We start from the raw sequence: 16,912 nt of genomic DNA on the forward strand, positions 1-16,912 counted from the left end.
ATCGGGCGGTGGTCGGGCGGGGGCCGGTGCGGGCACGGCCCGGCGCCCGGACGGAGATCAGGCCGCGGGGACGGCTCCGGTGCCGGTCGGCCGACGCGGGGCGACGACGCCGCCGTCGGGCAGCAGCTCACCGGTGTCGTCGAAGATCACGACGCCGTTGCAGAGCAGGCTCCACCCCTGCTCGGGGTGGCGCGCCACGGTGCGCGCGGCGTCGCGGTCGGACGCGGTGGACTCGGGGCAGGGCGGTTGGTGCGGGCACATCGGCGTGCCTCCGGATCTCGGTCTGAATGTGATGTCGGTCATTGGGACGCGTCCCAGTGTGGAACGGTTCACGGGCCACCGGCCATAGCCCGATGGGACGGTTGTCCGGTGGCCCCGCGCGCGGGCGCCCGCTCGGCCGCCCGCCGCGCGCGTCCGCGAGACGGGCGGCGGCCCGGCGGAGCGCGGCGCGGCACGGACGCGCTGGTCACAGCGTCGCTCTCGATTAGCACGACCGCACGGTCCGACACGCCGAACAGGGGGAAAAGAGGCGCGGGGGTCAGCAGAACGTATCCGTTCGGCGGCCCGCTCCGGCCACGGTCGAACGCCCGTTTCGGTCGGACCGGCGCGGACGGGACCCCTACGATGGCGGGGCGTGGACCGTCGGCGTGGGCGCCGCACGGCCGGGACGAAGGTGAGGGCGCGATGCGCGTGGCGCTGTTCGTCGCGTGTTTCAACGACGCGCTGTTCCCCGGCACCGGCCGGGCCGTCGTGCGGCTGCTGGAGCGCCTGGGCCACGAGGTCGCCTTCCCGTCCGCGCAGACGTGCTGCGGGCAGATGCACTGGACGACCGGCTACCACGCCGAGGCCGCCGGGCTGGCGCGCGGGTTCGCGGCGGCGTTCGCGGGCCACGACGCGATCGTGACGCCGTCGGCGTCGTGCGCGGCGACCGTCCGGCGCGACCACGCGCGGATCCTGCGCGCGGCGGGCGAGCGGGACGTTCCGCCCGCGCCGCCCGTCCACGAGCTGACCGAGTTCCTGGTGGACGTCCTCGGCGTCACCGACGTCGGCGCGTCCTTCCCGCACCGCGTCGCCTACCACCCGACCTGCCACTCCGCGCGGGCGCTCGGCGCGGGGGACCGGCCGCTGCGGCTGCTGCGCGCGGTCCGGGGGCTGGAGCTGGCCGAGATCCCGGCGGCCGACGAGTGCTGCGGGTTCGGCGGGACGTTCGCGCTGAAGAACGCCGACGTGTCGGTCGCGCTCGTCGCCGACAAGGTCCGCCACATCCGGTCCGCCGCGCCCGACGTCGTCTGCGCCGTCGACAACTCCTGCCTCGCGCACATCGGCGGGGCGCTGTCGCGGCAGCGGTCGGGCGTGCGCGTCCTGCACCTCGCCGAGATCCTCGCCGGGGACGGCGCGTGACGCCCCGGCCGAAGTTCGCCGCGGCGGCGCGTCCGGCGCTCGCCGACACCGCGCTGCGCCGCGCGCTCGCCGACACGGCCGCCGACGCCCGGGCCCGGCGCGCCGCCGCCGTCGCGGAACTGCCGGACTGGCCCGCGCTGCGGGCGGCGGGCCGCGCCGTGAAGGACCGGACGCTCCTCAACCTCGACGCCTGCCTGGAACGGCTGGAACGCGCCGTCGTCGACGCGGGCGGGACCGTCCACTGGGCGGAGAACGCGGCGCAGGCCGCGCGGACCGTCGTCCGGCTCGCCGCGGCGGCGGGCGCGGGCGAGGTCGCCGCCCCGGCCGCGTCGGTCCTGGAGGAGATCGGGCTCGACGGCGCGCTGACCGCCGCCGGGATCGCCGTCCACCGCACCGGCGCGGACGCGGAGTTCCCGGCCGGGGCGCGCGTCGCCGTCACCGGCGTCGACCTCATGGTCGCCGAGACAGGGACGATGGTCGCGCTGGAGCGGGCGGGCGACGTGCGGCGGTGTCTGACCGTCCCGGACGCGCTGATCACGGTGGCCGGGCTGGAGCAGGTCGTCCCCGACCGGGCTGACCTGGAGGTCCTGCTGCAGTCGGTGTCGCGGTCGGCGGGGGAGCGGCTGGCGCCGGTGGTGTCGGCGTGGACGGGCGTCGTCGCGGGGGACGGGCCGGCCGCGTTCCACCTCGTCCTGGTCGACAACGGCCGCACGCGCGCCCTCGCCGACGAGGTCGGCCGCGCCGCGCTGCGCTGTGTGGGCTGCGACGCCTGCCTGCACGTCTGCCCGGTGTACGAGCGGACGGGCCCCGAGCCGTACGGCGCGCCGCACGCGGGGCCGATCGGCGCCATCCGCACCCCGCAGCTGCGCGGGGTCGCCTCGGCGGCGAACGCGTCGCTGCCGTTCGCCTCCACGCTGTGCGGGGCGTGCGCGGACGTGTGCCCGGTCGAGATCGACATCCCCGAGGTCCTGGTGCGGCTGCGCGGCAAGGTCGTGGACGCGCGGCGCGGCCGTCCGGTGCCCACCCCCGAGCTGGCGATGATGCGCGCGGCGGCCTGGACGCTGACCGACCCGCACCGGTACGAGGCGGCGCTGCGCGGCGGGACGCGCTGGGCGCGGCTGCTGGCGCGCGGCGGCCGGATCCGGCGGCTGCCCGGGCGCCTCGGCGTGTGGACCGACGCCCGCGACCTGCCCGTCCCGCCCGCGCGCAGCTTCCGGGTGTGGTGGCGCGACCGGGGGGAGCGGCCGTGACGTCCCGCGACCGCGTGCTCGGCCGGATCCGGGACGCGCTCGGCCCGGCGCGCGGGACCCCGGTGGCGGTGCCGCGCGACTACCGCCGCCACCTCGGCGCCGGCCGCGCGGACGTGCTCGCGCTGTTCCTGGAACGCGTCGCCGGGCACGGAACCCCGGTGCGGCACGTCGGCGCGGACGAGTTGGCGACCGCGCTCGCCGCCGCCCTCTGGTCCCGCGACGTGAAACGGATCATCGTTCCGCCCGGCTTGCCGTCCGGGTGGCTCGCCGAGCTGGACGGCGTCGAGATCGCCCCCGACGCCCCCGGCACCGCCCCGGACGCCGCCGACACCGTCGTCACCGGCTGCGCGGCGGCGGTCGCCGAGACCGGAACGATCGTCCTCGACGGCGGACGCGGCCAGGGCCGCCGCGCGCTCACCCTGCGGCCCGGCCTGCACCTGTGCGTCGTCCACGCCGACCAGATCGCCGGGACGGTGCCCGAGGCGGTCGCGCGCCTGCTCCCGTCCCGCCCGCAGACCTGGCTGACCGGCCCGGCCGTCGCGCCCGGCCCGTCCCGCGCCCCGTCCCCGCACGGCCCGTCCGCCCTGGAAGTCCTGGTCGTCGAAGACTGACCCCGCCCCCGCGCGCCGTGTCGCTGCGGGAACCCGCATGTGCGCCGCGTCGGGCGCCCGCGCCTCGCGCCCGTGCCTCGCGCCCGCGCCTCGCGCCCGTGCCTCGCGTCGGGGCCTTGCGTCGGGGCGGCGCGGCCTTGTGGCCGGGGCGCGTGCGGGGCCGGGGTCAGACGGCGCGGAGGACGAGGTCGAGGCCCGCGTCGAAGCGGTGGCGCCAGGCCGGGTCGGGTTCGCCCTCGCCGGCGCGGGGGGTGCCGCGCGCCTCCAGGGCCGCGTGCCCGATCACGTAGCCGAGCAGCGTGTGCGCCGCGACCAGGGCCTCCTGCTCGGGGACGCCGCCGCGCCGCAGGATCTCGCGCAGGGACGCGGCCGTCTCGGTCAGCGCGGCCGGGTTGCGGCGCGTCACGACGAGCGGCAGGACCCCGGCGTGCTCCAGGAGGCGTTCGCGGTAGCCGGCGGCCCAGCGGCGCAGCGCGTCCCGCCAGGACGCGGCGACGGCGGGCGCCGGGGCGGGGGCCGCCGCGACGTGCGTGACGAGCGCGTCCAGGAGCTGTTCCTTCCCGCGCGGCAGATGGTGGTAGATCGCCATCGCCTCGACCTCCAGCGCGTCGCCGAGGCGGCGCATGGTGAGGCGGGCGAGGCCCTGGCCGTCCACGATCCGCAGCGCGGCGTCGATGATCCGGTCGATGGACAGCGGCGGACGGTGCTGGGCGTTGACGCTGGGCTGCCGGACCATGCGGCGCCTGCCTTTCCTGGCCGGGAAAATCGTCTCCGGGCGCAACCTTACTGCGTAAAGGGCGCGGCTTCGGTATCCGGCCGGGCGTGTCCGCGCGTACGCTGGCCCGAAGCGAAGATCGACCTGAGAGGGAGCACCGCCATGCCGCTGGGCCGCCGGGTGAGCAAGGACGTCGCCGCGCCGTACGAGGCCGACCGGCGGGCGGCGGCCGGGTACCGGGCGCTGCTGGCCGCGGCGGGGGAGGCCGAGACGGCGCTGCGCGCCGCGCAGGCCGCCGACGCTCCCGAGCCCGAGATCCGGGCGCTCACGATCGCGTTCGACCAGGCCCTGACGGCCGCGCTCGCCGCCGCCGAGGCCGCCGAGCGCGCCGCGATGGGGCCGCGCGCCTACAGCGTGCCCGGGCAGGACGCGTCCGTCCGCCGCGCCGCGCAGATCCAGCGGCGCAAGGCCAAGGCGCGTCCGGCGGTCAAGCCGTGGACCGAGGAGGCCGACCGGCTGCGCACCGCCCGCGAGGCGCTGCGCCTGGGCTACCGGACGGTCCCGGCCGTCGCCCGCTGACCGCGCCCGGCGGACCGTCCGGCGAGTCGTCGGGCGGACATCGGGCGGACACGGCGCGGACGAGTGGCACCGGCCGCCGAACTCTGGGATTCTGCGGTCGCGGGAACGCCGGACGCCCGGACGGGCGCCGCGGCGCAGGTGCTCGGGCGCGTCCACGCGGCGTCCGACGCAGTGCTCGGGGGGACACGTGGAGCGCACGCCGCCGGACCGCGACCGCGTCCTCGCGTCGTACCGGGACGGGGTCGGCGCGGTCCGCGCGCAGGCCGCCCGGATCGCCGACTGGCGCGCGCCGACGCCGTGCGCGGAGTGGCGGGCGGTCGATCTCGCCGGCCATCTGCGGTGCGTCGCCGAGAACTACCTGGAGTACTTGCAGGACGCGCCGGACAGCAGGCTCGCGAAGCTGTTCGCGGGGGAGACGCCGAGCGCCGTCCTGATCCGGCGGCAGGCGCGGCAGAACGCGGCGGAGCTGGCGGTGCTGCCCGCCGAGTCCGGGCCGGAGCGGATCGCGGCGTTCACGGTGTCGGCCGGGGCGTACGCGGATCTGGTGCCGGACCAGTGGGATCGTCCGCATCTGGTTTATCGTGGGACGAAGTACACCGTGGGGGACCATGTCGGCGCGGCCTGCGTCGAGTGGCACCTGCACGCGTGGGACCTCGCGCGCGCCGCGGGCGCCGACCACCGGCCGGGCGATCCGGACCTGCTCGCGGCGGCGTGGCACTGGGGGGTTCCGCATCTTCCGCTGGCGCCCGGCGAGGCCTGGGACGCCGTGCTGCGGTCGTCGGGCCGGGTGCCGGACCGCTGGCCCGGCGGCGCCGGAAGCGCCGGTTCCGTCCGGTCCTCACCGCCGCCCGCCGCCGAAGTGCGCAGGATGTAGCAGCCCGGGCACAGTTCGCGCCGCCGTCCGTAACGGGCCGTCCCTAGCTTCTGCCGGGACGGACGAACGGAAGGCGAGAACATGACGGCGGTGACGGACGCGACGACCGGGAAGGCCGGCGCGGAGGCTCGCAGGGGCCGCTACTGGATCGACGACTGGGAGCCGGACGACGAGCGGTTCTGGGCCGCGACGGGCCGCCGCGTCGCGGTCCGCAACCTGGTCTTCTCCATCCTGACCGAGCACCTCGGCTTCTCGGTGTGGTTGCTGTGGAGCATCGCGGTGCTGAACCTGCCGAAGGTCGGCATCACCCTGTCGGTCGGGCAGACGCTGTGGCTGACCACGGTGCCGAACCTGGTGGGCGCGGCGCTGCGGATCCCGTACACCTTCGCGCCGGCGAAGTTCGGCGGACGCAACTTCACGATCATCAGCGCGCTGCTGCTGCTGATCCCGTGCGGGCTGTTCGTGTACGCGATCGAGCACCCGTCCATCCCGTTCTGGGCGCTGCTGCTGATCGCGGCGACGACGGGCCTCGGCGGCGGCAACTTCGCCTCGTCGATGGCGAACATCACGCACTTCTACCCGGTGAAGCGCCAGGGCCTGCCGCTCGGGCTGAACGCGGCGGGCGGCAACCTCGGCACGAGCGTCACGCAGCTCGCCATGCCGCCGCTGATCGTCGCGGCCGGGCTCGTCGCGGTCGGCTGGGTGTGGATGCCGCTGGTGCTCCTGGCGGCCGTGCTCGCGTACTTCTTCATGAACAACCTGACGCGGGCCAGCGCGTCCTACACGGGCCGGGAGATGGCGGGCAGCGCCCGGGACCGGCAGACGATCATCATGTCCGTCCTGTACGTCGGGACATTCGGGTCGTTCATCGGGTACTCGTTCAGCTTCGGCGTGCTGATCAAGAACCAGTTCCCCGACGTGACGGGGTCGCACGTCATCTGGCTCGGCGCGCTGGCGGGGTCGCTGGCCCGTCCGCTCGGGGGCTGGCTCGCCGACAGGTTCGGCGGGGCGCGGGTGACGATGGTGAACTTCCTGTTCATGGGCCTCGGCATCGGCGCGGTCGCGTACGCCGTCCACGCCAAGGACTGGGCGGGCTTCCTCACCGCGTTCCTGTTCGTCTTCGTCACGACGGGCATCGGCAACGGCTCGACCTACAAGATGATCCCCGCGATCTTCCGGACGCGCGCCCTGGCGAAGGCGGCGGGCGCGGACGAGGCGACGGCGGTCGCGGCGGCGCGGCGGCAGGCCGCGGCGGCGATCGGGCTGATCTCGGCGGTCGGCGCGGCGGGCGGCGTGCTCATCCAGCAGACGTTCCGGATCTCGATCGAGAAGACCGGCAGCATCGGGAACGCGCTGCTCATCCTCGCGGCGTTCTACCTGGTGTGCCTCGCGCTGACCTGGTTCTCCTACCTGCGGCGCGGCGGGACGGGCGAGAACGCCTCCCGTGTCTTCGCCGAGGCGGGCGTGTAGCCCCGAACTCTTTCCCGGACAGGCGGCGGGCGTTCCCACATGGCCGGGAACGCCCGCCGCCATTTGCGCGCCACGGGAGATGATCAAGCTCGGCGGCGTGGGGACGGGCGGGGCCGGGTAGATCATCCGCGCGGGGCGACGGGGGAGAGGAAACGACTCTGATGGGGACCTGCGAGGTCTGCGGCAACGACTACGAGCTGGCGTTCGAGGTGCACGCGCGGGGCGGCGTGCACACGTTCGACTCGTTCGAGTGCGCGATCACGGCGATGGCGCCGATCTGCGAGCACTGCTCGTGCCGGATCATCGGCCACGGGATGGACGTGGGCGGGCGCTGGTACTGCTCGGCGCACTGCGCGCGGGTCGCCGAGCCGGAGCGGGCGGGCGCGATCCGCGACAGCGTGCCGGTGTGACGCCGCCGCGGCCGGCCTCGTCCCTCAGCGGGGCGGGGCCGGTTCGCGTCCGTCCTCCAGGTAGACGGCGCGGCCCTCGCCGAGCGCGCGCAGGCTCGGCACCATGCGGCGCGCGATGTGCGGCGGCGCGAGGTCGGGAATCTTCTCCGGCGCGGCGAGCGTGTGGTCCGACAGCTCGTCGGGGGGCAGCCGCAGCCGCCCGATCTCCGCGGCGGTGATCGTCCCGCCGAACACGAAGACGTTGACGGCGTCCACGCCGTCGTGCGGCGACCCCCAGTCCACGCAGACCAGGCCGCCGAGCCGGGGGACGAGCCCGAGCTCCTCCTCGCACTCGCGCACGCACGCGCGCAGCGGGGACTCGCCCTCCTCGATGACGCCGCCCGGCAGGAACCAGCCGTTCTTGTAGGTGGGTTTGACGAGCAGCACCCGGCCGAGGTCGTCGAGGAGCAGCGCCGCGGCGGCGCCGCGGGTCCGGGGCAGCGAGGCGAGGTACGCGAGGTCCGGCATGGGACGAGGCTAGACGCGGCGGCCCCCGGCCGGAGGCCGGTTGCGCCGGGACGTGGCCGGTTCGCCCGTGCGGGGGCGCGGGCGCCGCCCGATCCGTGCGGCGGTCGCGGCGGGCGGCGGCGAATGGGCCATGACGGCGGCGGACAACGCTTGACACGTGATCGTCAAGAGGGGCGGCGCGGCGGCGGCACCGCCCGGAGCGCAAGGGATCCCGGCGTTCCCGCCAAGCGGCGCGAGATTTCCGGATCGCGAAAAAAGTTCGGTAATTCGCATGGATCCGATTGCGTTATGACCACGATTCGGTTTCAAAGTGAGCGGCTTTTAACACGCCGGTGACAAAGGGGACGCAATCACGAAACGGCCCCTGCTGAGGATCGCCCCATGAACGACGGAGGGGACGCGCTCATGCATGTGGTGGTCGCCGGTCACGGACCGACGGGCCACCGCCTGGTGGAGGCGCTGCGGGAGCGGGATTCCGAGGGTTCGCTGCGGATCACGGTCGTCGGGGAGGAGACGCGCACAGCCTACGACCGGGTGGCGTTGACGTCCTATCTGACCGAGGACGCCGATCTCGGTTACCCGGCGCACGACGCGGGGGTGGAGGTGCTCACCGGCGATCCGGTCGCGGAGATCGACCGGGCCGCGCGGACCGTCCGGACCGCGTCGGGCCGCGCGCTCGCCTACGACGCGCTGGTCCTGGCCACCGGGTCGTCGCCGTTCGTGCCGCCGGTCGAGGGCCGCGACCTGCCGGGCGTCTTCGCCTACCGCACCATCGACGACCTGGACGCGATCCGCGACGCCTGCACGGCGGCGGGCGCCGGGGCGGGCGGCGTCGTGGTCGGCGGCGGCCTGCTCGGGCTGGAGGCGGCGCGGGCGCTGCAGGGCCTCGGGATGGACACCCACGTGGTCGAGGTGGCGCCGTGGCTGATGCCGCGCCAGCTCGACGAGGGCGGCGGCGCCATGCTGCGCCGCCACATCGAGGGCCTCGGGATGGCCGTCCACGCCGGGACGCCGATGAAGGGCCTGGCGGGCCGCGACGGCCGCGTCGCCCGGGTCGACCTCGCCGACGGCTCGGCGATCGAGGCCGCCGTCGTGGTGTTCTCCGCCGGCATCCGGCCGCGCGACGAGCTGGCGCGGGCCTGCGGCCTGCCGGTCGGCGAGCGCGGCGGCGTCGTGGTGGACGAGACGTGCCGCACCGAGGACGAGGCGATCTACGCGATCGGCGAGTGCGCCCTGGTCGGCGGCCAGGTCTACGGGCTCGTCGCGCCGTGCTTCAGCATGGCCGAGGTCGCCGCCGACGCGCTGCTGGCCCGCGCGGCTGGCCGCGCCAGCGTCGCCCGGTTCGAGGGCGCGGACCTGTCCACCAAGCTCAAGCTGATGGGCGTGGACGTCGCGAGTTTCGGCGACCCGTTCGCCGACGCGAGGGACGGCGCGCTCGGCGTCACCTACACCGACCCGGTCGCGGGCGTCTACAAGCGGCTGATCGTCAGCGACGACGCCCGGACGCTGCTCGGCGGCGTCCTGGTCGGCGACGCGTCGGCCTACCCGACGCTGCGCGCCCGGATCGGCGGCACGCTGCCCGGCACGCCCGAGCAGGCGCTGTTCGGGGACGTCGAGGCGGCCGACGGCGACCTGCCCGACGCGACCGTCATCTGCAGCTGCAACAACGTCTGCGCCGGGACCATCCGGACGGCCGTCCGCGACGAGAGCCTGACCGACGTCGCGGCGGTGAAGACCTGCACCCGCGCCGGGACCACCTGCGGAAGCTGCGTCCCGCTGGTCAAGAAGCTGCTGGACGCGGAGCTGACCGCCGCGGGCATCGAGGTCAGCAAGGCGCTGTGCGAGCACTTCGACCACAGCCGCGCCGAGCTGTTCGACATCGTCAGGGTGCGGGGGATCACGACGTTCACCCGGCTCATCGAGGAGCACGGGCGGGGCCGGGGCTGCGACATCTGCAAGCCGGTCGTCGCGTCCATCCTCGCCAGCCTCGGCAACGGGCACATCCTGGAGGGCGAGCAGGCGGCGCTGCAGGACACCAACGACCACTTCCTCGCCAACATCCAGAAGAACGGCACGTACTCGGTCGTGCCGCGCATCCCGGGCGGGGAGATCACGCCGGAGCGGCTCATCGTCATCGGCGAGGTCGCCCGCGACTTCGGGCTCTACACCAAGATCACCGGCGGCCAGCGGATCGACCTGTTCGGCGCCCGCGTCGAGCAGCTCCCCGAGATCTGGCGGCGGCTGGTGGACGCCGGGTTCGAGTCCGGGCACGCCTACGGCAAGTCGCTGCGGACGGTGAAGTCGTGCGTCGGGTCGACCTGGTGCCGCTACGGCGTCCAGGACTCGGTGGCGATGGCGATCCGGCTGGAGCTGCGCTACCGGGGGCTGCGGTCCCCGCACAAGCTCAAGTCGGCCGTGTCGGGCTGCGCCCGCGAGTGCGCCGAGGCGCAGGGCAAGGACTTCGGGATCATCGCGACCGAGCAGGGCTGGAACCTCTACCTCGCCGGGAACGGCGGGATGCGGCCCCGGCACGCGGACCTGTTCGCCAGCGACCTGTCCGACGAGGACCTCGTCCGGTACATCGACCGGTTCCTCATGTTCTACATCCGCACCGCCGACCGCCTCCAGCGCACCGCGAGCTGGCTGGAGAGCCTGGACGGCGGCATCGACTACCTCCGCGAGGTCATCGTGGAGGACCGGCTCGGCATCTGCGCCGAGCTGGACGCCGCGATGGAGCGGCACGTCGCCGCCTACTCCGACGAGTGGCGCGACACCCTGGAGGACCCCGAGAAGCTCGGCCGGTTCGTGTCCTTCGTCAACGCCCCCGGGACGCCCGATCCCAGCATCGTCTTCGAGTCCGAACGCGACCAGATCAAGCCGGTCCTGGTGACCGGCCCCCGCCTGGAGGTTGCCGCCCGATGACCATGACCACCGAAACGACGATCGGCCGGGAGGCGCCGCCCGGCGCCCGGTGGATCGACGTCTGCGCCTACGACGACCTGCTCCCCGAGCGCGGTGTGTGCGCCATCATCGACGGCGTGCAGGTGGCGGTCTTCCGCACGTTCGACGGCGACCTGTACGCCGTCTCCAACCTGGACCCGTTCTGCGGCGCCCACGTCATCTCGCGCGGCATCCTCGGCACCCGCGCGGGCGCGCCGACCGTCGCGTCCCCGATGTACAAGCAGGTCTTCGACCTCCGCACGGGCGGCTGCCTGGACGACCCGGACGTCGCCCTGCCGACCTTCCCGATCCGCCGCTCGGCGACCGGTGACCGCGTGGAGGTGGGGTTGAGCGATGAGCACCGAGAATGAACCGCTCGCCGGGTTCGCCGTCGGGGTGACCGCGGCGCGCCGCCACGAGGAGCTGGCCACGCTGCTGGAACGCCGGGGGGCGCGCGTCGTGCACGCCCCGGCGATCCGGCTGATCCCGCTGGCCGACGACGTCGAGCTGCTGGAGGCCACCCGCGAGTGCGTCGCCCGCCCGTTCGACCACCTCGTCGTCACCACCGCGATCGGGTTCCGCGCCTGGCTGGAGGCCGCCGACGGCTGGGGCCTGCGCGACGGGCTGCTGGACCGGCTCGCCGAGGTCAGCGTGCTGGCGCGCGGCCCGAAGGCGCGCGGCGCGATCCGCTCCGCCGGGCTGACCGAGCGTTGGTCGCCGTCCTCGGAGAGCTGCGCCGAGGTGCTGAAGTACCTGCTGGAGGGCGATCTCGCGGGCCGCCGCGTCGCCGTGCAGCTCTACGGCGAACAGCTCCCGGAGTTCACCGACGGGCTGCGCGCGGCGGGCGCCGAGGTGATCGAGCTGCCGGTGTACCGGTGGTCGCGCACCGACGACTCCACGCCGCTGCGGCGGCTCGTCGGGCAGGCCGTCGCGGGCACGGTGGACGCGATCACGTTCACCAGCGCCCCGGCGGTCGCGGCGACGCTTGCCGTCGCGGCCGAGGACGGCCTGGAGGACGCGCTGCTGGAGACGCTGCGCACCAACGTCGTCGCCGCGTGCGTCGGCCCGGTCACCGCGCAGGCGCTGACCGAGCGCGGCGTCCCGACCGTCCAGCCCGAGCGGCCCCGCATCGGCGCGCTCGTGCGGGCGCTCGTGTCGGAGCTGCCCCGGCACCGGTCGCGGCGGCTGCAGGTGCGCGGCACGTCGCTGGAGCTGCGCGGGCACGCGGTCGTCCTGGACGGCCAGCTCCGCCCGATCGCGCCCGCGCCGATGGCGATCCTGCGGGCGCTCGCACGGCGTCCCGGGCACGTCGTGTCCCGCGCCGAGCTGACCGGCGTCCTGCCGAGCCGCCTGGTGATGAGCGGCGCGCCGTGGTCGCGCGACACCCGGCCGCAGGCCGACGAGCACGCCGTCGAGATGGCGGTGGCGCGGCTGCGGCGCGGCCTCGGCCGGTCGGGGATCGTGGAGACGGTCGTCAAGCGCGGCTACCGGCTCGCGTGCGACCCGCGGCTGGCCGAACCGGTCGGAGCGGAGTTCGGCGGTGCCTGACAGCGGGCGTGAGGGCGGCGCCCCGGTCCTGCTGGCGGTCGCGCACGGCACCCGCAGCGCGGCGGGCGTCGCGGCCGTGCGGGCGCTGCTGCGCCGGGTCCGGGCGCTGCGGCCGTGGGTGCCGGTCGCCGAGGCGTACGCCGAGATCGCCGAGCCCCGGCTGGAGGACGCCCTGCACGCGGTCGGGGACCGGCCGGTCGTGCCGGTCCCGCTGCTGCTGGCGCGCGGCTACCACGCGCTGATCGACATCCCGGGCCGGGTGGAGCGGCTGCGCCCGGACGCGCTGCCGGGCCGTCCGCTCGGCCCCGACGGGCTGCTCGCCGACGCGCTCGCCGCCCGGCTCCGCGCGACGGGCGAGCCGCGGCGCGGGGACGCGGTCGTGCTGGCCGCGGCGGGCTCGTCCGACCCGGTCGGCGTCGCGGACGTCGAGGCGGCGGCGCGGCTGCTGGCGCGCCGGCTGCGGCGGCCGGTGGCGACCGGGTTCGTCGCGGCGGGCGGCCCCCCGCTCGCCGACGTCGTCGCGGACCTGCGCGCGGGCGGGGCCGAACGCGTCGTCGCGGCGTCCTACGTGCTCGCGCCCGGGTTTTTCCACGGCCGCATGACCGCGTCCGGCGCGGACGCGGTCACCGCGCCGCTCGGCGCGCACGACGCCGTCGCGCGGCTGCTGCTGCGGCGCTACGACCAGGCCCGCCTGAGCGCGGGCTCGGCGGTGCCGGTCCTCTGACCTCGTCCGGCCCCCGGTCAGGGGACCGCGCTTCCGCCGCCGCCCGCGTCGGCGAACCGGGGGTCGTGGTGGGCGAGGACCTTGCGGACGAGCGTCCGGAACTGCTCGGTCTCGTCGGGCGTCAGCGCCGCGAACAGGCGCGCGTCGCGCTCGCGCAGCCGCTCCAGGTCGGCGCGCAGGAAGCGGCGCCCCTCGCCCGTGATCTCGACGGCGTAGCGGCGGCGGTCGGCCGGGTCGCGGCGCCGGACGGCGAAGTCCGCGCCCTCCAGATCGTCCAGAATCCCCACGAGGTCGGCCGGGTCGATGCGCATCCGGTCGCTGATCTCCCGCTGCGCGAGCGCGCCCTCGTCGGCCAGGCACGCCAGGACGATCACGTGCGGCCACCGGACGACCCCGCCCGGGCCCCGTCCCGGCCGCGCCTTCCACCCGCCCGCCTCGCGGCGGATCAGCCGGACCAGCTCCACGGTCAGATACGTCGGCATCGTCAGGAAGGTGTCGGGCGGGGCTTCGCGCTTGTCCATCGGATCGTCCTCGGGGTCGGGCGACATTTCTCTCTTGACCGGAGAGATGGGACAAGCCTACGGTAGGCGCGGCCAAGGGAGCGACCGCGAGGAGGCCGGATGCGGGACGGGGAACCCGCCGTCGAGGTCGACGGACTGGTGAAGACGTTCGGCGACGTGACGGCCGTGGCGGGCATCGACCTGCGGGTCGGGCAGGGGGAGGTCTTCGGCTTCCTCGGCCCGAACGGCGCGGGGAAATCCACGACGATCAACATGCTCTGCACGCTGCTGCGCCCGTCCGGCGGGGTGGCGCGCGTGGCGGGGCACGACGTGGTGACCGGACGCGACGCCGTCCGCCGCAACATCGGCCTGGTCTTCCAGGACCCGACCGTCGACGGCTACCTCAGCGCCGAGCAGAACCTGCGCTTCCACGCCGAGCTGTACGGCGTCCCGCGCGCCCGCACGGCCGACCGGATCCGGCAGGTGCTGGAGATGGTCGCGCTGTGGGACCGCCGCGCCGACCTCGTCCGGACGTTCTCCGGCGGGATGCGGCGCCGGCTGGAGATCGCGCGCGGGCTGCTGCACGCGCCGCGCGTGCTGTTCCTGGACGAGCCGACCGTCGGCCTGGACCCGCAGACCCGCGCGTCCATCTGGGACTACATCCGGCGGCTGCGGGAGGTCGAGGACATCACGATCTTCATGACCACCCACTACATGGACGAGGCCGAGTACTGCGACCGCATCGCGATCATGGACTCGGGGCGGATCGTGGCGCTCGACACGCCCGAGGCGCTGAAGGCGGGCGTCGGCGAGGACCGCGTCCGGATCCGCACGTCCGACGACGACGCGGCCGTCGCGGCGCTGAAGGAGCGGTTCGGGCTGGACGCCGTGGTCGCCGACGGGCAGGTGACGTTCAGCGTCGCGTCCGGCGGGGAGTTCGTGCCGCGCCTGTTCGCGGAGCTGGGCGTGCCGATCAGCGCGGTGAGCGTGGCGCGGCCGTCGCTGGACGACGTGTTCATGAAGTTCACCGGGACGTCGATCCGCGACGCCGAGCGGGGCGGCGCCAACGAGGCGCTGCGGATGAGGATGCGGGGGAGATGACCGGCATGGGAACCGAGGCCGCCTCGGACGTCGTGCGCGTCCGGGTGCCCGAGCGGAGCGCGCGGCACGACCTGCGCGCGATCAAGATCGTCCTGCACCGGGAGCTGATCCGCTTCTGGCGGGACCGGATGCGGATGGTGTCGGGCCTCGTCCAGCCGGTGCTGTGGCTGCTGGTCATGGGCACCGGCCTGTCCAACCTGGTGCGCGGCGGGACGACCGCCGCCGGCGGCACCGTGGACCTGCGGACGTTCATCTTCCCCGGCGTCTGCGCGATGTCGGTGATGTTCACGGCGATGTTCTCGGCCGCGTCCATTGTGTGGGACCGCGAGTTCGGGTTCCTGCGCGAGATGCTCGTCGCGCCGATCAGCCGGGCGTCGATCGTGATCGGCAAGTGCGTCGGCGGGGCGCTGGTCGCGACGCTGCAGGGCGTGGTGATCCTCGCGCTGGCCGGGCTCGCGCACGTCCCGTACCACCCGATGCTGCTGCTGGAACTGCTCGGGATGATGTTCCTGTGCGCGTTCGCGCTCACCGGGTTCGGCGTCATGCTGGCCGCCCGCATCACCAACATGCAGGCGTTCTTCGCTCTGAACCAGATGGCGTTGATGCCGATGATGTTCTTGTCGGGCGCTCTGTACCCGCTGAACGGGCTGCCGGGGTGGCTGGCCGTCCTGACGCGGTTCAACCCGCTCACCTACGCCGTCGACCCGATGCGGCACATCGTGTTCCGGTACCTGCACGCCGACGCCGCGCTGCGCGCCCGCTTCAACCCCGGCGTGACGTGGAACGGGTGGCACGTCCCGATCTGGCTGGAGATCGTCATCGTCGCCGCGATGGGCCTGGCGATGATGGGCGTCGCGATCGTGGAGTTCCGCCACGGCGACTGACGCGCGGGGCGTCAGCCGCCGGGCGGCTTGCTAGACGGCGAAGTCGAGCAGGGGACGGGCGTTGCTCGGGTGCCGCAGCTTGGACAGCGACTCCTTCTCCAGCTGCCGGATCCGCTCGCGCGTGAGGCCGAGCGCCTTGCCGATCTCGTCGAGCGTGCGGGGCGTCCCGTCGTACAGCCCGAACCGCATCGCCATGATCTTCGCCTCGCGCGGGGACAGGACGTCCAGCGTCCGGCGGAGCTGGTCGGCCATGAGCTGGCGGTCGACCAGCTCGGCGGCCTCGGGGCTGTCGGTGTCCTCGATGAGGTCGCCGATGCGGGTCTCGCCGTCCTCGCCGATCGTGGAGTCCAGGCTGATCGGCTGGCGGCTGGTGCGCAGCAGCTCGCGGATCTGCTCGGGGCTGCGGTCCAGCTCGACGGCCATCTCCTCGGGCGTGGGCTCGCGGCCGAGCCGCTGGTGCATGTCCCGCTCGACCCGGCTGACCTTGCTCAGCAGCTCCAGGACGTGGACGGGCAGCCGGATCGTCCGCGCCGAGTCGGCGAACCCGCGCTGGATCGCCTGGCGGATCCACCACATCGCGTAGGTGGAGAACTTGTAGCCCTTGGAGTAGTCGAACTTCTCGACCGCGCGGATGAGGCCGAGGTTGCCCTCCTGGACGACGTCCAGCAGCGACAGGCCCCGGTCGGAGTACTTCTTCGCGACCGACACGACGAGCCGCAGGTTCGCCTCCAGCATGTGCGCCTTGGCGCGCTGGCCGTCGGCGGCGACCCACTCCAGGTCGGCGCGCAGGTCCTCGGGGACGTCCTCGTTCTCCAGCTTGTACTCGGCGTACAGCCCGGCCTCGATGCGCTTGGCCAGCTCGACCTCCTGCTCGGCGGTGAGGAGCTGGCGGCGGCCGATGGCCTTGAGGTAGGTGTGGACGGAGTCGCCCATGACCGTGGTGGTGTCGTCCAGGTCGGGGGCGGGCTCGACCTCGACCTCGGTGACGTCGAACGGCTCGGTGTCGGCGGCCTCGCCGGCGGCGGGGACGGGGGGAGCGGCGGGGGCGGCCATGACGGCGTCCTTGGCGGTCGTTCCGGCGGCGCGGCTGGCGCGGCGCTTGCGGGCGGGGGCCTTGCGGGCGCCGTCGGCGGCGTCGCGGGCGGGGGCGGCCGGTCCGTCGTCGTCGCCCTCGGTCATGCGGATGCCGGAGTCGGCGAGGTCGCGCAGGATGGAGCGACCGCGGGCGGGGCTGACCCCGGCGGCGGCGAAGGCGCGGCGGACCTCGTCCAGCGCGAGACGGCCCTGCGCGCGGCCTCGCTCGATGAGGTCGTCCAGGGCGGGCCCCGGCGGCTCCGTGAGCGGGGTCTCGGCGGCGGATCGCGGCATGGTGGCGCCCCCTCCCTTCGGTGGTGATGG

At 74.9% G+C, this 16,912-nt stretch carries 18 protein-coding genes; 13 read left to right on the plus strand and 5 right to left on the minus strand.

Going from position 1 to position 16,912, the window contains the following annotated elements:
* Window positions 1-57 precede the first annotated feature (57 nt).
* Window positions 58-261: a DUF5999 family protein gene (locus GQ466_RS24305; protein ID WP_161105343.1), complete on the minus strand. Its 204-nt coding sequence runs from the start codon at window positions 259-261 to the stop codon at window positions 58-60.
* A gap of 423 nt (window positions 262-684) precedes the next feature.
* Here GQ466_RS24305 and GQ466_RS24310 point away from each other — a divergent pair, with 423 nt between their 5' ends.
* The 3 genes from GQ466_RS24310 to GQ466_RS32965 are packed head-to-tail and all read left to right on the plus strand — an operon-like array spanning window position 685 to window position 3,262.
* Entirely contained in the window at window positions 685-1,401 is a 717-nt protein-coding gene (locus GQ466_RS24310; RefSeq protein WP_161105344.1) for a (Fe-S)-binding protein, read from the plus strand.
* Complete coding sequence (locus tag GQ466_RS24315; RefSeq protein ID WP_161105345.1) at window positions 1,398-2,651, plus strand: LUD domain-containing protein; 1,254 nt, start codon at window positions 1,398-1,400, stop codon at window positions 2,649-2,651. The genes GQ466_RS24310 and GQ466_RS24315 overlap by 4 nt, the downstream gene beginning before the upstream one ends.
* The gene (locus GQ466_RS32965) at window positions 2,648-3,262 is read left to right on the plus strand and encodes a LutC/YkgG family protein (protein WP_337193610.1); all 615 of its coding nucleotides are present in this window, start codon (window positions 2,648-2,650) and stop codon (window positions 3,260-3,262) included. The genes GQ466_RS24315 and GQ466_RS32965 overlap by 4 nt, the downstream gene beginning before the upstream one ends.
* Before the next feature lie 166 nt (window positions 3,263-3,428).
* On the opposite strand, the gene GQ466_RS24325 is transcribed toward GQ466_RS32965, so the two are convergent.
* Window positions 3,429-3,998 (minus strand): TetR/AcrR family transcriptional regulator, encoded by a 570-nt coding sequence (locus tag GQ466_RS24325; protein ID WP_161105346.1) that lies wholly within the window; start codon window positions 3,996-3,998, stop codon window positions 3,429-3,431.
* A gap of 141 nt (window positions 3,999-4,139) precedes the next feature.
* Here GQ466_RS24325 and GQ466_RS24330 point away from each other — a divergent pair, with 141 nt between their 5' ends.
* From GQ466_RS24330 to GQ466_RS24345, 4 genes are all read left to right on the plus strand, one after another.
* A complete protein-coding gene (locus GQ466_RS24330) occupies window positions 4,140-4,556 on the plus strand; it encodes a plectin (RefSeq protein ID WP_161105347.1) in 417 nt (138 codons plus the stop codon).
* Between the two features lie 187 nt (window positions 4,557-4,743).
* Window positions 4,744-5,430, plus strand: coding sequence for a maleylpyruvate isomerase N-terminal domain-containing protein (locus tag GQ466_RS24335; RefSeq protein ID WP_161105348.1), 687 nt, complete (start codon window positions 4,744-4,746; stop codon window positions 5,428-5,430).
* An 81-nt stretch (window positions 5,431-5,511) separates the two neighbouring features.
* A complete protein-coding gene (locus GQ466_RS24340; RefSeq protein WP_161105349.1) occupies window positions 5,512-6,900 on the plus strand; it encodes an MFS transporter in 1,389 nt (462 codons plus the stop codon).
* 161 nt (window positions 6,901-7,061) lie between these two features.
* Window positions 7,062-7,310: a hypothetical protein gene (locus GQ466_RS24345; RefSeq protein ID WP_161105350.1), complete on the plus strand. Its 249-nt coding sequence runs from the start codon at window positions 7,062-7,064 to the stop codon at window positions 7,308-7,310.
* Between the two features lie 24 nt (window positions 7,311-7,334).
* Here the strand turns inward: GQ466_RS24345 and GQ466_RS24350 are convergent, their stop codons facing one another.
* On the minus strand, window positions 7,335-7,817 hold the full coding sequence (locus GQ466_RS24350) for an NUDIX domain-containing protein (protein WP_161105351.1): 483 nt from the start codon (window positions 7,815-7,817) through the stop codon (window positions 7,335-7,337).
* Between the two features lie 381 nt (window positions 7,818-8,198).
* Between GQ466_RS24350 and nirB the strand changes: the two genes are divergently transcribed.
* Genes nirB through GQ466_RS24370 form a run of 4 tightly spaced genes read left to right on the plus strand, consistent with a single transcriptional unit; the run spans window position 8,199 to window position 13,029 of the window.
* Window positions 8,199-10,739: a nitrite reductase large subunit NirB gene (gene nirB / locus GQ466_RS24355; RefSeq protein ID WP_161105352.1), complete on the plus strand. Its 2,541-nt coding sequence runs from the start codon at window positions 8,199-8,201 to the stop codon at window positions 10,737-10,739.
* Window positions 10,736-11,128 carry a nitrite reductase small subunit NirD gene (gene nirD, locus GQ466_RS24360; RefSeq protein WP_161105353.1) on the plus strand — a complete coding sequence of 131 codons (393 nt, stop codon included), beginning with the start codon at window positions 10,736-10,738 and terminating at the stop codon, window positions 11,126-11,128. The genes nirB and nirD overlap by 4 nt, the downstream gene beginning before the upstream one ends.
* Complete coding sequence (locus GQ466_RS24365; RefSeq protein ID WP_161105354.1) at window positions 11,112-12,305, plus strand: uroporphyrinogen-III synthase; 1,194 nt, start codon at window positions 11,112-11,114, stop codon at window positions 12,303-12,305. Before nirD ends, GQ466_RS24365 begins: the two co-directional genes overlap by 17 nt.
* Entirely contained in the window at window positions 12,298-13,029 is a 732-nt protein-coding gene (locus tag GQ466_RS24370) for a CbiX/SirB N-terminal domain-containing protein (protein ID WP_161105355.1), read from the plus strand. Before GQ466_RS24365 ends, GQ466_RS24370 begins: the two co-directional genes overlap by 8 nt.
* Before the next feature lie 17 nt (window positions 13,030-13,046).
* On the opposite strand, the gene GQ466_RS24375 is transcribed toward GQ466_RS24370, so the two are convergent.
* Window positions 13,047-13,550, minus strand: a complete 504-nt coding sequence (locus GQ466_RS24375; RefSeq protein ID WP_161105356.1) for a MarR family winged helix-turn-helix transcriptional regulator — start codon at window positions 13,548-13,550, stop codon at window positions 13,047-13,049.
* Window positions 13,551-13,649: 99 nt separating this feature from the next.
* Here GQ466_RS24375 and GQ466_RS24380 point away from each other — a divergent pair, with 99 nt between their 5' ends.
* Together GQ466_RS24380 and GQ466_RS24385 are read left to right on the plus strand one after the other, a co-directional pair.
* A complete protein-coding gene (locus GQ466_RS24380; RefSeq protein ID WP_161105357.1) occupies window positions 13,650-14,630 on the plus strand; it encodes an ATP-binding cassette domain-containing protein in 981 nt (326 codons plus the stop codon).
* Window positions 14,627-15,514, plus strand: a complete 888-nt coding sequence (locus GQ466_RS24385; RefSeq protein ID WP_237418323.1) for an ABC transporter permease — start codon at window positions 14,627-14,629, stop codon at window positions 15,512-15,514. The genes GQ466_RS24380 and GQ466_RS24385 overlap by 4 nt, the downstream gene beginning before the upstream one ends.
* A 30-nt stretch (window positions 15,515-15,544) precedes the next feature.
* On the opposite strand, the gene GQ466_RS24390 is transcribed toward GQ466_RS24385, so the two are convergent.
* Window positions 15,545-16,882, minus strand: coding sequence for an RNA polymerase sigma factor (locus tag GQ466_RS24390; RefSeq protein WP_161105358.1), 1,338 nt, complete (start codon window positions 16,880-16,882; stop codon window positions 15,545-15,547).
* Window positions 16,883-16,912 lie beyond the last annotated feature (30 nt).

Origin of the sequence: Actinomadura rayongensis, from assembly GCF_009831215.1 — a bacterium.
Lineage (GTDB): Bacteria > Actinomycetota > Actinomycetes > Streptosporangiales > Streptosporangiaceae > Spirillospora > Spirillospora rayongensis.